The sequence below is a fragment of the Paenibacillus sp. EPM92 genome, assembly GCF_016586185.1.
Lineage (GTDB): Bacteria > Bacillota > Bacilli > Paenibacillales > NBRC-103111 > Paenibacillus_G > Paenibacillus_G validus.
The window spans coordinates 69,413-84,537 of the sequence record NZ_BCPS01000068.1; the positions used below are offsets into that span (position 1 = coordinate 69,413).

Consider the following 15,125-nt stretch of genomic DNA (forward strand, 5'->3'; position numbering starts at 1 on the left):
GCGTGGAGAATCGAGACTCCGACGGTCTCTGGGCTACCGGAGATATACTTATATGGAGGTGAATCAACAATGGCATTGACACAAGAGCGTAAACAGGAATTGATCCAAACGCACAAGACTCATGAAAATGATACAGGGTCCCCTGAAGTGCAAATCGCGATCCTGACGGAAAACATCGTGAACTTGACGAGCCATTTGAAGACGCACAAGAAGGATCACCATTCTCGTCGCGGTCTGCTCAAAATGGTCGGTCAACGCCGTAAGCTGCTGACGTACTTGAAAAACAAAGACGTTAAGCGTTACAGCGCACTGATTGAGAAACTCGGTCTTCGTCGTTAATTCGCGGCTAATTCCACAATCAAAGCAACCACGTTTGTCCTTGGGGCGCTCCAGATCGTTTGCATTTGGATGCACGGGGATTCGGGGTTGCTTTTTTTGGCTAATGTTTTCGCAAAAAGAAGGAAATACTAACCATTACATAGAATGGTTTAGTACAACAGTTCCGTGCGAACGGGCATACATAGGCATATCTCGAAGGCTCATGTTATGAACGAACGCCAACACTAGGAGGTTTTGTATGGAAAGTAAGGTTCAGATGGATCTTGGGGGCCGGACTCTCGTGCTGGAGACCGGACGATTGGCGAAGCAAGCCAACGGCGCGGTCGTTGCCCGCTACGGGGAAACGGTCGTATTATGTACGGTGACGGCTTCTGCCGAACCGAAAGATTTGGATTTTTTCCCGTTAACAGTGAACTACGAGGAGCGTTTGTACTCCGTAGGTAAAATTCCGGGCGGTTTCATCAAGCGCGAAGGCCGTCCGAGCGAGAAAGCGATATTGGCCAGCCGGCTGACCGACCGCCCGATTCGTCCGTTGTTCCCGGAAGGATTCCGGAATGATGTTCAAGTCGTTGCGATCGTGATGAGCGTAGACCAGGATTGCACGCCGGAGATGGCTGCCATGATCGGCGTATCCGCGGCGCTTAGCATCTCCGACGTTCCGTTCAGCGGTCCGGTCGGCGGCGTTATCGTAGGCCGGGTAGACGGTCAATTCGTCATCAATCCGACGCTCGCGCAAGCGGAGAAGAGCGATATTCATCTGGTGGTCGCCGGCACGAAGGATGCGATCATGATGGTCGAAGCGGGAGCGGACGAAGTGCCGGAAGAAGTGATGCTCGAGGCGATCATGTTCGGTCATGACGAAATCCGTAAGATCGTAGCGCTGCAGGAGCAGCTCGTGGCGCAAGTCGGCAAGCCGAAGATGGAAGTGAAACTGCACACGGTGGACGCTGAAGTGAGCAAGGCGGTTCGCGAATTCGCTCAAGCCCGTCTCGTGGAAGCGGTCAGAATTCCGGAGAAGCACGCACGCCAAGATGCGATCGACGCGATCAACGCAGAAACGAAGGAACATTTCATCGCGGTGTACGCGGAAACACCGGATAAGATGGATGACGTTAAAGAAACGTTGTACGATATCGTGAAGGAAGAAGTCCGCCGCCTGATTACGCACGATAAAATCCGTCCGGACGGACGAGCTCTGGATGAGATTCGCCCGATCGAATGCGACATCAATTTGCTGCCGCGTACGCACGGCTCCGGCTTGTTTACGCGCGGTCAAACGCAAGCCTTGTCCATTTGTACGCTTGGCGCGCTGGGCGACGTGCAAATTTTGGACGGGATCGATTTGGAAGAATCCAAACGGTTTATGCATCACTATAACTTCCCTCCGTTCAGCGTAGGTGAAGCAAGACCTCTTCGTCCTCCGGGCCGCCGCGAAATCGGTCACGGCGCTTTGGGCGAACGCGCCCTGGAAGCGGTCATTCCGAACGAAACGGACTTCCCGTATACGATTCGTCTTGTATCCGAGGTGCTCGAATCGAACGGCTCGACGTCGCAGGCCAGCATTTGCGCAAGCACGCTCGCGATGATGGATGCAGGCGTTCCGATTAAAGCGCCGGTTGCGGGCGTTGCGATGGGGCTCATCAAGGACGGCGATCAATTCTCGATTTTGACCGACATCCAGGGGATGGAAGATCATCTCGGCGATATGGACTTCAAGGTAGCCGGAACGGCGAGAGGCGTCACAGCGCTGCAGATGGATATCAAGATCGACGGCATCGACCGCGACATCCTCGCGCAATCGCTGGAGCAAGCGAAGACGGGCCGGATGTACATTTTGGATAAAATGATGGAGCGCATCTCCGAGCCGAAGTCCGAGCTTTCGCAATACGCGCCGAAAATCGTGACCATGCAGATCAATCCGGACAAAATCCGCGACGTGATCGGGGCCGGAGGTAAAATCATCAACAAAATCATTGAGGAAACCGGCGTGAAAATCGACATCGAGCAGGACGGACGCGTATTCATCGCATCGTCGAACAGCGAGATGAACGAGAAAGCCCGTTCCATCATTGAAGGCATCGTACGCGAAGTAGTCGTCGGTGAAATTTATTTAGGCACCGTGCGGCGTATCGAGAAATTCGGCGCGTTTGTAGAGATTTTGCCGGGTAAAGACGGCTTGGTCCATATTTCTCAGCTGTCCACCGAACGTGTGGCGAAAGTGGAGGACGTTGTGAAGATCGGCGACCAAATTACGGTCAAGGTAACCGAAATCGACGCTCAAGGTCGGGTCAACCTGTCGCGTAAAGTACTGCTTACACCTCCGAGCACTCCCGCACAAACTTAATAATCCGCGCTGCACCGCTTGTGTAGTCGTAACGAAGAAAGAGTCAGAGCAGTCTGTCTCTTTTTTGTTGTGTCCGCCTGCATGGTCTTTTGATCGATACCGCGCACGCATCGGCTTCTCCGGGTCTAAACTTGTCTGCCCCTGCATATGAATGGGACAAACAAAAGGAACGGAGACAACCCTTATGAATCGAAAGCAACGTCAACTGCTGTTGGTGGCATCTGCCTGTTTAGGCGGCATGCTGTTGTTCGTTCAGCAATCACCGGGCGTGGAACGGTTTACCGAGCATGCGCGGCAAGCAGGCGAAGCCGGGCGGTCCTTCGCGTTCGCAGATCCGTTCAAAGCGCTCACAAGGCAAGTATGGCGGGAGGATGCGGGCGACACACGCTCGCAGGCGCTCGCTTACCTGCGCGCCGAGGCGGAGAAGCGGAACGTTCCTGCCGTGAATGCCAAGATCGATCCGGTCTGGAAGGCGCTGCCGGGTTACAACGGGATCGAGGTCGATATCGATCGGTCATTGGCCGCAGCCGAAGCGCAATCGTTTCGACAGCCGCTGCCGATCGTTCTTCGGGAGGTGCCGCCGCAGATCGGGCTCGATCAATTGGGACCGCATCCGATTTATAAAGGCAACCCGCATAAGCGGATGGTCGGTTTGATGATCAATGTTGCGTGGGGAGATGAATATATTACGCCCATGCTGAATACGCTCGAGAAGGAAGGAGTACGTGCGACTTTTTTCCTGGATGGGAAATGGCTCTCGAAAAATGTGGAAACCGCGAAGAAAATTGCGGAACGCGGTCATGAGCTGGGGAACCATGCGTATTCTCACAAAAATATGAGCAAACTGAGCCGCGAGCAGAATACGGCTGAAATTACCAAGACCGAACAACTGCTGAAGGAGGCAGGTGTGACGAACAAGCTATTCGCGCCTCCTTCCGGCGATTTTAATCAGACGACGGTCGAGGTGGCGCATGAGCTGAAGCTGCGTACGATTCTCTGGACCCTCGATACGATCGATTGGAAGAAGCCGGAGCCGGCATCGATTGTTCGCAAAGTGACGACACGGGTGGAGCCGGGATCGCTCATCCTGATGCATCCGACGCCGTCCAGCAGCGAAGCGCTGGCCGGGATGATTCACGCCATCAAGAGCAAAGGACTTCGGCTCGGCACCGTCAGCGAAGTGATTTCGGCGGATCGCATTCCCGAAGTTGAGTCGAAAGGGCAATAATGTTAAGATCTAAATATTATACCAATCGGGTGGCTGCATAAGCCGAACGAATGAGGAGGCTTCTTTGCTTGGACAAATATACCCTCAATAATGGACTGCGTGTCGTCATAGAGAAAATTCCGACGTGCCGCTCCGTCGCATTCGGCATTTGGGTCAAAACCGGATCGCGCAATGAGAATGAAAAGAACAACGGGATTTCCCATTTCATCGAGCACATGCTCTTTAAGGGAACCGACAAATACTCGGCTAAAGATATCGCCGAAATTTTCGACGGTATCGGCGGCAACGTCAATGCGTTCACCTCGAAAGAATACACGTGTTATTATTGCAAGGTGCTTGACGAGCACTTGCCGCTGGCGGTAGAAGTACTGTCGGACATGTTTTTCCGGTCCGTGTTCGATCCGGCTGAGCTGGAGAAAGAAAAGAACGTTATTTACGAAGAAATTTCGATGTATGAAGATACGCCGGACGATATGGTCCACGATTTGATCGCACGTGCGGCTTTCGGCGGACATACGCTCGGGTATACGATCATCGGCACGCAGGATAACTTGGCTGCGATGAACTCCGACACCTTGAGAAGCTATATGAAAACGCACTATACGCCGTCCAATACGGTTGTCAGCATCGCCGGCAATGTGAACGACGACGTGCTCAAGCTGATCGAGCAGCATTTCAGCGGCTTCGCTGGCGATGCGGCGCCGGAGACGCGGGAACCGCTCGGCTTCCATAGCGAGCTCGAATATTACCAGAAGAAGACGGAACAAAATCATATCTGCTTGTCGCTGCCCGGATTATCGGTGACCGACGAGCGCCTGTACGCGATGATTCTGTTGAACAATGCGATCGGCGGCGGCATGAGCTCCCGTTTGTTCCAAGAAATTCGCGAGAAGCGGGGACTTGCGTACTCGGTCTACTCCTATCATACGTCGTATCAGGACGGCGGGATGTTTACGATTTATACCGGAACCGCGCCGAAGCAAACGGTCGAAGTGCTGAAGGTGACAATGGAGATGCTGGATGACATCAAGCGCAACGGCTTGACTCCGGCTGAACTGCGCAAGGGCAAGGAGCAAATGAAGGGCAGTCTGATTCTTAGCCTGGAAAGCACGAGCAGCCGGATGAACCGCATCGGCAAGAACGAGCTGATGCTCGGCAGACATTACAGCCTCGACGAAATGATTGAGCGGATCGAACGCGTCGAGATGGAACAAATTCAGGCTTTAACCGCAAGTTTGCTGTCAACTCCGTTTGCGCTGGCGATGGTAGGCCAGTCGAACGATGCGATTGACGGGTTCGGGAGGGATCAGCTTGTCTGAGATGTTTGACGTGCGGATTAAACGGCTGCCGGGGAATGAAGACATGCCGCTGCCGGTGAAAATGTCGGAGCTTGCGAGCGGCTTCGACCTGTACGCCGCCGTCGGCGAGCCGGTTGTGCTTGCGCCGGGCGAACGGGCGCTGATCCCGACCGGCTTCGCGCTGGCGATGCCGGGCGAGCTGGAGGCGCAAATCAGGCCGCGCAGCGGACTTGCGTTCAAGCACGGGATAACGACGCTTAATGCGCCGGGCACGGTCGACGCCGATTACCGCGGCGAAGTGAAGGTGCTTCTGATTAATCACGGCCGGGAACCGTTCACCATCGAACGGAAAGAACGAATTGCGCAAATGGTATTCCAGCGCGTACCGCAAATTCGTCTGGTTGAAACGGATGAGCTTGACGACACCGTTCGCGGCGTCGGCGGCTTTGGCCATACGGGAACAAAATAACGGTAGGGAATTGAAAAGGACAGGGCGCCCCTGTCCTTTTTTTGTGGTACGCCCAGCATGGGCGTCATCTCTAGGGTGAGAGTCCCGAACGGGGGCTGGCGAACGCCTACCGTTAGCCAAGAGCAAGGGTGTCCACCGCGAGGCGGAATCTGAAGGAAGCTGGAGGCAAATGCACGAGCCAAGGTACACGAACTGGATTTGAGGCAGGGTTAGCTGGATGAGTCACCCATACATGACGAAATCCGAAGTCGCCAAGAGCTAACGTTGTAGACTCCAGTGGCTGCGGGCAGAAAGATGACGTTCTTATCTGGGGAGACCTGCGGAACACGCGAAGTCACTTCGTAACCGCGGCTGAGAAGCCGCGCTGAATCCGCAGGAGTCAGCAGAAGCCATAGTACGGGAGTACGGGACGCCGGAAACCGGAAGGGCTGAACCGAAAGGAGAGAGGAAACCGATGCGTTCGTATGAAGAGCAAAGACAGCAGAATATCTCGCAAGAGAGCTCGCGGCAAAGAGAAGCGGTGAAGCCGTCAGGGTATGCCGGAGCGCCGAGTTCTTCGTCGGCACAAGCCGCCCCTTCCTCTCGCGAAGCGAATAACGACTTGTTGGAGCAAATACTCAGAGGAGATAACCTCAGGCTCGCCTACAAACGAGTGGTGCAGAACGGGGGAGCCCCCGGTGTGGACAGTGTAACGGTAGCGCATCTACAAGCTTACCTGAAAACACACTGGGAAACGGCGAAAACTGAACTCCTTGCGGGAACGTACAGACCCATGCCCGTCAAACGGGTGGAAATCCCCAAACCCGGGGGCGGCGTGAGGCTGCTCGGCATCCCGACCGTAATGGACCGTTTCCTCCAACAAGCCCTTCTGCAAGTAATGAATCCGATCTTTGACGTGGACTTCTCGAGGCATAGCTACGGCTTTCGTCCCGGGAAGCGAGCGCACGATGCGGTAAAGCAAGCCCAGCACTACATCCAGGAAGGCTTTCGATGGGTCGTAGACATGGACTTGGCGAAGTTCTTTGACCGAGTGAACCACGACATGCTCATGGCAAGGGTAGCGCGGAAAGTGACGGACAAGCGTGTTCTGAAGCTGATCCGTGCCTATCTAAACGCAGGAGTCATGGCGAATGGAGTACTCGAGAAGACGGAAGAAGGTACGCCGCAGGGTGGACTATGCAAAGCTTTGCATAGGCCGCCTTATGCAAAGAAAGCTACTATGCAAAGTAATCGGTAAAAAAGCCTGTCGCTACAACAATCCGTAGTGATTTACTTTGCATAGTATCCGAAGATGATGGTAAGAGCATCACGCTCAACTATCATTTTGGGAGGCATATATCATGCAAAAGCAAACATTGGCTGAACTGATTCAGAATTTGGAGCGAGAAATGCTGCGGCTGGGTTATACCGAGGGCTCCATGAAATTTTACCGCAGACGTTGGCAAATGCTGCTTCGGTTTGCAAAAGAGCGAGGAGAAGCCAAATATTCCGAACAACTGGGTATTGCGTTCGTCGAGAAGCACTTTCAGATCTTCGAAAAAGACTTTCATCGAACCTTGTCGCAGGCAGAAACGCAAGAGCTGCGCATCATCCGGATGATCGGCGATTTTCAGTTGCACCACACCGTATTGCGCCGCTATTACAAGCACAAGGAAATCCTGACTGATTCCTATTTCATCGCCATAAACGAACGGTTTAAGCAATATTGCGTTCGCAAGTCGTACTCTCCCGTCACAACCGATCATTATGTCAAGCAGTCGGCTCGATTCATGGACTATTTGGTGTCGCAGAAAGTCATGGATTGCAAGGAGATTCACCTTAGATTGATCCATGATTACCTCAAAACCTTGGCTGGCTACACCTACAAGACAGTGGAGCAAGTGATTTGCGCTCTACGCGCTTTTTTCCGGTTCCTTCTGGAAATAGAAGTCATCCAAACCGATTTCGCAGAAAATATGCCGATGGTACAAGCCAGAAAGCAGACGCGCATTCCTTCCGTATGGACAGCGGATGAATTAAAAAAACTGATCGCCGCCATTGATCGAGGAAATCCGAAAGGTAAACGGGATTATGCCATCATCCTGTTGGCCTGTCGATTAGGCATGCGCTGCACCGACATTAAGCATCTGCAGATGACGAATTTCCATTGGGAAGCGAAGAAACTGACCTTTATCCAGTCGAAAACCAGGCAGCCTCTATCTCTTCCGCTGACGCCGGAGGTCGGTTGGGCCGTGATCGATTACCTCAAATATGGCCGCCCCAAAGTCGACAGTCCCTTTCTGTTTGTCCGGCACATGGCGCCGTTTGGTCCCTTCTCCGAAGACGACCATCTCAGCCAACTGATTAAACGGTATATGGAACTGGCGCATTTGCCGACGCTAAAAAAACGGCGCGGCATGCACTCGCTCCGGCACACGATGGCCAGCAGGCTCTTGGAGCAGGATACGCCGCTTTCCACCATTTCGGATATACTCGGCCATGTCGACCCCGACTCAACCGCCGTCTACCTGAAGGTCGACATCGAAAAACTGAGGGCTTGCTCGCTTTGCTTGGATGAGGTGGGACGACCATGAATAACGAACGGTATACCGGACCGTTTAAAGACCATATTGGGCGCCATGTCGCCTTGAAGCAAGCCGTCGGGTACAAATACGAAACAGACGCCGCCCATTTGGCACGGTTTGATCGGTTTACGCTGGAGAATTACCCGGAAGCTACGACGCTGACCCGGGAAATGGTATTGGATTGGTGCAGTAAAAAAGCGCATGAGCACCAAGCCAACCAACTTTTCCGCGCATCGATCATCCGCCAATTCGGCATTTATTTGGATCGCATCGGGGTAACGGCGTATGTGATTCCTAAACGATACTATCCTGCGGAAACGCCTTACGTACCGTACATTTACTCGACCGATGAACTTCAACGTTTTTTTGCTGAAACAGATCGATGCCGCTATTGTTCCGAATGCCCAGACCGCCATCTGATCATGCCTTTGTTTTTCCGTATGATCTATGCCTGTGGGCTACGCGTTTCCGAAGCCAGGCTACTGACCGTTGGCGATGTGGACGTGGAGCAAGGCATTCTTTCGGTGCACCATTCCAAAAAGGACAATAGCCGGTTGGTTCCCATGTCGGTAGAATTGGCAGAACGATGCCGCGGCTATTTCAGGCAAGTGCATCCTTTCCCAAAAGATACGGAAATGTTTTTCCCGGCGTTGGGCGGAAAACCAATGACGCTGGCAAACGTATACCACAACTTTCGGCGCTTTCTTTGGCGAGCAGGCATTTCGCATGGCGGCAGGGGCAAAGGGCCAAGAATTCATGATTTCCGCCACACGTTCGCGTGTCACTGCTTGAAGCAATGGGTTTTGCAGGGAAAGGATCTGGCTGCTTATCTTCCCGTACTGAAAACCTACTTGGGCCATGATTCATTTACGGAAACCGCCTACTATCTGCGACTGACAGCGGATGTATTTCCTGACCTGATGCTGAAACTGGAAGGGCGATACCCCGACATTATTCCGACATTGGAAATTGCTGCCGATGAAACCGACTGATTTTGCTGAACATCTGACAGCATTCTTCTCGACGTATCTGACGTCACAAAAAAACGTCAGTAAAAACACCATTTATTCCTACCGGGACACCTTCAAGCTTCTCCTACGATATTGCCAGGAGGTGAAGCATATTCCGGCAGAACGTCTGCATCTGGCCTTGTTTACAGCCGAGTTGATTACAGGATTTCTGGACTGGCTGGAGTCCGAAAGGACTTGCAGCATCACGACCCGAAATCTGCGTCTGACAGCCATTCATTCGTTCTTACGATACATACAGTACGAGGAACCGGCCGGGCTCTTTCATCTTCAAAAAGCGATGGCGGTTCCGATGAAGAAGGCTCCCAAAGCGATGGTGGAGCACCTGTCGCCAGAGGCGATACAATTGCTTTTGGCTCAACCGGACCGAAACGGTTTGAAGGGCCGGCGAGATTTGACCTTACTGAGTGTCTTGTACGACACCGGCGCCAGAGTTCAGGAACTCATCGATATGCGCGTGGGCGATGTATTTCTGGATACGCCCTCCGTCATTCAGTTGACGGGAAAAGGCAACAAGACCCGACGTGTTCCGCTAATGAAAAACACCGTTATTCTATTACAGCGATACAGGTTCGAGCAAAAGCTGGATCACCCGTCAAAGAATGAGCATCCCTTGTTTACAAACAACCAGCGGAACAAACTAACGAAAGAAGGTGTCGCTCACATTCTTACCAAATATGCGGCAGCAGCCAGAAAAACATCGACGATTGTGCCTTCGAAAGTGAGGCCTCATATGCTCCGACACTCGAAGGCCATGCATCTCCTGCAAGCAGGCGTCAATCTCATCTACATTCGTGATTTTCTGGGCCATGTCGATTTGAAAACGACGGAGGTCTATGCTCGAACGGATACAGAGACCAAGCGAAAAGCTATTGAACAGGCCTATCCTGATCTTGTAGACAACCACTTGCCAGACTGGAACCAGGATCAGGCGCTGCTTTCTTGGCTTTCCGAACTGTAGCCGGAATACTATGCAAAGTAAATCTAACCAAAATCCCGTATTAACGGGGTTTCTGAGGTTTACTTTGCATAATCCTTTACTTTGCATAAGGTGGACCGCTCAGTCCGCTTTTAGCCAACATCCTGCTGGATGACTTGGACAAAGAGCTAACCAAACGAGGATTGCGTTTCGTCCGCTACGCGGACGACTGTAATATCTTCGTAGCCAGTAAACGTGCGGGCGAACGCGTCATGGAGTCGGTAACACGCTTCGTAGAAGGAAAACTAAAACTAAAAGTGAATCGAGAGAAAAGCGCGGTAGACCGCCCTTGGAACCGTAAGTTCCTCGGCTTTAGCTTCCTGAGGGACAAGAAAGCGACGATTCGATTAGCTCCACAAACCATCTCACGATTCAAAGAGAAGGTGCGGGAGCTGACGAACCGAGCGCGATCGATGTCTATGGAAAACCGGATTTTGCAGTTGAACCGTTATCTCATCGGCTGGATCGGCTACTTCCGACTAGCCTCGGCGAAAGGTCACTGCGAGAAATTCGACCAATGGATTCGACGCAGATTGCGTATGTGCTTATGGAAGCAGTGGAAACGGGTGCGTACCCGAATCCGCGAGCTCCGAGCACTCGGCGTTCCAGAATGGGCTTGCTTTATGATGGCGAATTCCAGGCGCGGGTCGTGGGAAATGTCTCGAAACACAAACAACGCCCTTCCGGCTTCCTATTGGGAAGCGAAAGGGCTGAAAAGTTTGCTTTCTCGTTATTTAGAGCTTTGTTAACCTTTTGGAACCGCCGTATGCGGACCCGCATGTACGGTGGTGTGAGAGGACGGAGGCTAGGCGCCTCCTCCTACTCGATCTTGCCGCTCTTCCTGTAGAGTCCCGGCGAGCCGAAGCTTCGCCTCTTCAGACGTTCTCCCGCGCTGGAACCCATCTCTGGGCAACCGCATAAGATAAGTTATCGAGAGCGATTTAGAAAGAGGTGAAAGGAATGCTGACCGGGATTCATGTGGGTTTGATCGGCGGCGACGCCAGACAGCTCGAGATTATTCACAAATGCTCCGAGCTGGACGCCACTGTCGTACTGATCGGATTCGACAATCTCCAAAACGGGTTCAGCGGGATCACCAAGGCGGAGCTGACGCCGGAAGCCTTAGAAAGCCTGGATGCCCTGATATTGCCAGCCGTAGGAACCGATGACCAAGGACGCGTCGAAAGCATATTTTCTTCGAAGGAATTACGTCTGTCACATGAACATATAGCCGCCTTGCCGAAACACGCCAAAGTGTTCACCGGCATGGCGAAGCCTTACTTACGCGAGCTGTGTTCCACTGTCGGCATCGGACTCGTCGAACTGTTCGACCGCGATGACGTGGCGATCTACAATTCCATCCCGACGGCGGAAGGCGCTATTATGATGGCGATCCAGAACACGGACATTACGATTCATGGCTCCGAATCGATGGTGCTCGGATTTGGCCGTACGGGCATTACGCTTGCCCGGACGCTTCAAGGGATGGGGGCGAAGGTCAGATTCGGGGTGAATAGGCCCGAATATTTTGCCCGCGCCACGGAGATGGGCATGAATCCTTTTTATTCGAAGGAATTGATCTCCCATGTGTCCAAAGTCGATTTCCTGTACAACACGATACCTTCGTTGATCGTGACGGCGCAAGTTATTGCGAACATTCCGCATCGTGCCATCATCATTGACTTGGCTTCGAAGCCGGGCGGCACCGATTTCCGGTTTGCGGAGAAGCGCGGCGTCAAGGCGATGCTCGCTCCCGGATTGCCGGGCATCGTGGCGCCGAAGACGGCGGGCCGGATCATGGCGGATACGATAATCCGCATCATCATGGAAGATGAAGCGACTAGGAGGAATGCCTGATGGATTGGACAAAAATAACGGTAGGTTTCGCGTTGACCGGCTCCCATTGTACGTTTGAGGAAGTCATGCCGCAAATTAAACGTTTCGTCGACGAGGGAGCGAGGGTGGTGCCAATCGTTTCGAATACGATTATGACGACCGATACGCGCTTCGGAACCTCGGAAAATTGGCAAAAACAGTTGAAAGAGATCACAGGAAATGATATTATTTCTTCAATTGTAGATGCCGAACCGCTCGGTCCTTCGAAACTGCTCGATGTCATGGTTATCGCGCCTTGCACGGGAAATACGACGAGCAAGCTGGCCAATGCGATGACGGAAAGCCCGGTGCTGATGGCCGCCAAAGCGCAAATGCGGAACGGACGTCCGCTTGTGCTCGCGATTTCCACGAATGACGGGCTCGGATTGAACGCAATGAACGTCGGCAAGCTGCTGATCACGAAAAACATCTACTTCGTCCCTTACGGACAAGATGCGCCGGCGGCCAAACCGAATTCGCTCGTGGCCCGCATGGACTTGATTATGGAAACGTGCGAAGCGGCGCTCCAAGGCAAACAGCTTCAGCCGATGCTGATTGAACGTTTTAATTACTAAATTTATAGATTATGGCAAACATACTGCAGGGGAGAGAACTACATGTCGAATCAAAAATTGTTTAACGTTGCCGTCGTAGGCGCAACAGGTGCCGTAGGAGAACAAATCATCCGTTTGCTGGCGGAACGGAATTTCCCCATTCAAGAGCTTAAACTTCTGTCCTCCGCTCGTTCGGCAGGCTCGAAGGTTTCGTTTAAAGGTCAAGAAATTACGGTGCAGGAAGCGACGCCGGACAGCTTTCAGGGCGTCGACATCGCGCTGTTCAGCGCAGGCGGAGACGTCAGTAAAGCGCTCATTCCGGAAGCGATCAAGCATGGCACGGTTTGCGTAGATAACACTAGCGCATTCCGGATGGATCCGGAAACGCCGCTTGTCGTGCCGGAAGTCAACATTGACAAAGTGAACGAACATAAAGGCGTTATCGCCAACCCGAACTGTTCGACGATCCAAATGGTGCAAACGCTGAAGCCGCTCTACGACCGCTACGGGATTTCCCGTATTATCGTATCGACTTATCAAGCGGTATCCGGCGCAGGTGCGCGCGCGATCGACGAAATGCTTCGCCAATCCCGCGAGGTGCTCGCAGGCAATGAGGTGGAACCGCAAATTTTACCGGTTGGTTCGCTGCCGAAAAAACATCAAATCGCCTTCAATGCCATTCCGCAGATCGACAAATTCGTCGAGAACGGATTTACTTACGAAGAGATGAAAATGATCAACGAAACGAAAAAAATTATGGGCGACGAATCGCTTGAAGTAACGGCGACTTGTGTGCGTGTTCCGGTTGTTTACGGTCATTCGGAGTCGGTTTATGTCGAACTGAAAAGCGATTTCGACATCGAAGAAGTGAAACAGCTGCTTGCCGATGCACCGGGAATCATCCTCCAGGACAATCCGGCGGAGCAAGTATACCCTCTGGCGACGGATGCCGCCGGCAAGCTGGAGACGTTCGTCGGCCGCGTTCGCCGCGACCTGAGCAATCCTCGCGCGCTCAACCTGTGGATTGTATCCGACAACTTGTTGAAGGGCGCGGCGTGGAATGCCGTGCAAATCGCCGAGTACATCGCGATCGAACAAAACTAACGAAGAGGCTGGCTTCCCGTTTCGTACGGGAAGCCAAGCTTTTGCTTGCAAGCTGCTGATCGAAGACATTCGAAGTGGCGGCTGCAAGTAATGGAAGAACCGAAAGGGGAGATCTTTGATGAAGATCTTGGTGCAGAAATTTGGAGGCACATCCCTTTCCACTGCCGAAGCTAGAGCAAACGTAATCGAACACATTCAAGACGCTTTGAACCAGGAGTACAAACTCGTAGTTGTCGTATCGGCGATGGGACGGAAGGGTGAGCCCTACGCGACAGACACCTTGCTGGATTGGATAAGCAAGAACGGAGACTGTTTACCGGCAAGAGAGAAGGATCTGCTGCTGTGCTGCGGCGAATTCATATCGGCAGCGACGCTTTGCAGCCTGCTGCATGCGAACGGCATCCCCGCTGTCGCATTGACGGGGGCGCAGGCGGGGATTCAAACGAATGATGACTACGGGAATGCACAGATCGTTTCGATCGTGCCGAATCGAATCTTGGACCTGCTTGAGCAAGGAAACGTTGTCATTGTGGCCGGCTTCCAGGGCCAGACGTCAGGCGGGGATTTGACGACGCTCGGCCGGGGCGGCAGCGATACGTCGGCGACGGCGCTAGGCGCTGCGCTGAAGGCCGAAATCGTCGATATATTCACCGATGTGAGCGGCATATTGACGGCGGACCCGCGGATCGTCGAAGATGCGAAGCCGCTGGATGTCGTATCGTATACGGAAATTTGCAATATGGCGCATTTAGGGGCGAAAGTCATCCATCCGCGCGCCGTCGAAATGGCTATGCAAGCCGGCATTCCGGTGCGCGTGCGCTCCACCTTCAACAAGCACCCGGGAACGCTTGTCACGCATCCCGAAGCGATGAAACAATCGGGTACGCTTCATGACCGTTTCGTTACCGGAATCGCGCATGTTCCCGGCATTTCCCAAATTCGGGTAGCCGCGCAGGAAGGCGCATTCGATCTGCAGCTTCGCGTGTTTAAGGCGATGGCGAGAGAGAGGATCAGCGTTGATTTCATTAATGTCAACCCGTCAGGCGTCGTGTACACCGTCTTCGATCAGGAAACGGACCGCGCTTTGAAAGCGCTGGCCGAGCTCGGCTTGACGCCGCTGATCACGTCACATTGCGCCAAGGTGTCGATCGTCGGCGGCGGCATGAACGGCGTTCCCGGCATTATGGCCACGATCGTTGAAGCGTTGACGGACCAAGATATACAGATTTTGCAATCCGCCGACTCCAATACAACCATTTGGGTGTTGGTGCAAGGGGAAGATATGGCCCGGGCGGTACGGGCTTTGCATCGAAAATTCAATCTGCATAAATAAGCTCGTAAGG

The 15,125-nt window shown here is 53.1% G+C and carries 12 protein-coding genes and 2 pseudogenes; all 14 read left to right on the forward strand.

What is annotated here, in order from left to right; all coding sequences use genetic code 11:
• Positions 1-69: 69 nt before the first annotated feature.
• The 14 genes and pseudogenes from rpsO to dapG all read left to right on the forward strand — a co-directional run bounded on the left by rpsO (position 70) and on the right by dapG (position 15,115).
• Positions 70-339, forward strand: coding sequence for a 30S ribosomal protein S15 (gene rpsO, locus JMF85_RS15410; protein WP_054795795.1), 270 nt, complete (start codon positions 70-72; stop codon positions 337-339).
• 238 nt (positions 340-577) lie between these two features.
• A complete protein-coding gene (gene pnp / locus JMF85_RS15415; protein ID WP_127604489.1) occupies positions 578-2,683 on the forward strand; it encodes a polyribonucleotide nucleotidyltransferase in 2,106 nt (701 codons plus the stop codon).
• Positions 2,684-2,867: 184 nt separating this feature from the next.
• The gene (locus tag JMF85_RS15420) at positions 2,868-3,911 is read left to right on the forward strand and encodes a polysaccharide deacetylase family protein (RefSeq protein WP_127604487.1); all 1,044 of its coding nucleotides are present in this window, start codon (positions 2,868-2,870) and stop codon (positions 3,909-3,911) included.
• 68 nt (positions 3,912-3,979) lie between these two features.
• Complete coding sequence (locus JMF85_RS15425) at positions 3,980-5,230, forward strand: M16 family metallopeptidase (protein ID WP_054795796.1); 1,251 nt, start codon at positions 3,980-3,982, stop codon at positions 5,228-5,230.
• 1 nt (position 5,231) lies between these two features.
• Complete coding sequence (dut, locus tag JMF85_RS15430; RefSeq protein ID WP_054799138.1) at positions 5,232-5,678, forward strand: dUTP diphosphatase; 447 nt, start codon at positions 5,232-5,234, stop codon at positions 5,676-5,678.
• A gap of 454 nt (positions 5,679-6,132) precedes the next feature.
• Positions 6,133-6,852 (forward strand): annotated as a pseudogene (locus tag JMF85_RS15435) (reverse transcriptase domain-containing protein); the annotation flags it as partial.
• Positions 6,853-7,018: 166 nt separating this feature from the next.
• Positions 7,019-8,251, forward strand: a complete 1,233-nt coding sequence (locus JMF85_RS15440) for a site-specific integrase (RefSeq protein ID WP_236595865.1) — start codon at positions 7,019-7,021, stop codon at positions 8,249-8,251.
• 53 nt (positions 8,252-8,304) lie between these two features.
• On the forward strand, positions 8,305-9,234 hold the full coding sequence (locus JMF85_RS15445) for a tyrosine-type recombinase/integrase (protein WP_236595866.1): 930 nt from the start codon (positions 8,305-8,307) through the stop codon (positions 9,232-9,234).
• Positions 9,221-10,231: a site-specific integrase gene (locus tag JMF85_RS15450; protein ID WP_201318505.1), complete on the forward strand. Its 1,011-nt coding sequence runs from the start codon at positions 9,221-9,223 to the stop codon at positions 10,229-10,231. Before JMF85_RS15445 ends, JMF85_RS15450 begins: the two co-directional genes overlap by 14 nt.
• An 89-nt stretch (positions 10,232-10,320) precedes the next feature.
• Positions 10,321-10,998 (forward strand): annotated as a pseudogene (locus tag JMF85_RS15455) (group II intron maturase-specific domain-containing protein); the annotation flags it as partial.
• 211 nt (positions 10,999-11,209) lie between these two features.
• Positions 11,210-12,106 carry a dipicolinate synthase subunit DpsA gene (gene dpsA, locus JMF85_RS15460; protein WP_054799139.1) on the forward strand — a complete coding sequence of 299 codons (897 nt, stop codon included), beginning with the start codon at positions 11,210-11,212 and terminating at the stop codon, positions 12,104-12,106.
• On the forward strand, positions 12,106-12,699 hold the full coding sequence (locus JMF85_RS15465; protein WP_127604484.1) for a dipicolinate synthase subunit B: 594 nt from the start codon (positions 12,106-12,108) through the stop codon (positions 12,697-12,699). The genes dpsA and JMF85_RS15465 overlap by 1 nt, the downstream gene beginning before the upstream one ends.
• 42 nt (positions 12,700-12,741) lie before the next feature.
• Complete coding sequence (locus JMF85_RS15470) at positions 12,742-13,782, forward strand: aspartate-semialdehyde dehydrogenase (protein WP_127604483.1); 1,041 nt, start codon at positions 12,742-12,744, stop codon at positions 13,780-13,782.
• Between the two features lie 118 nt (positions 13,783-13,900).
• Entirely contained in the window at positions 13,901-15,115 is a 1,215-nt protein-coding gene (dapG, locus tag JMF85_RS15475; protein WP_141333905.1) for an aspartate kinase, read from the forward strand.
• The last annotated feature ends 10 nt before the right edge of the window (positions 15,116-15,125 follow it).